Origin of the sequence: Sphingomonas sp. Leaf33 (assembly GCF_001421785.1) — a bacterium.
Classification (GTDB): domain Bacteria; phylum Pseudomonadota; class Alphaproteobacteria; order Sphingomonadales; family Sphingomonadaceae; genus Sphingomonas.
The window spans coordinates 1,818-2,048 of sequence record NZ_LMLB01000015.1 but is presented as its reverse complement, the minus strand read 5'-3'; the positions used below and the strand labels follow the sequence as shown (position 1 = coordinate 2,048).

The following is a 231-nucleotide window of genomic DNA, read 5'->3' as shown; positions in this document are numbered from 1 at the left end:
CTCGAAGCCATTCGACCCTCGACCCGCAAGGGGAGAGGAATGGTGGAGCCAGTCGGGATCGAACCGACGACCTGATGCTTGCAAAGCAACCGCTCTCCCAGCTGAGCTATGGCCCCAAACTGTGATTGCGTCGGTGTCGGAGGCGAACCCCAAAAATGGTGGGCCTGGGACGACTCGAACGTCCGACCTCACCCTTATCAGGGGTGCGCTCTAACCACCTGAGCTACAGGC

Annotated in this window: 1 tRNA gene; it reads right to left on the bottom strand. The window is 60.6% G+C overall.

Annotated elements, in window-relative coordinates:
- Positions 1 to 40: 40 nt before the first annotated feature.
- Positions 41 to 116, bottom strand: a tRNA-Ala gene (locus ASE86_RS13245).
- Between the last annotated feature and the right edge of the window lie 115 nt (positions 117 to 231).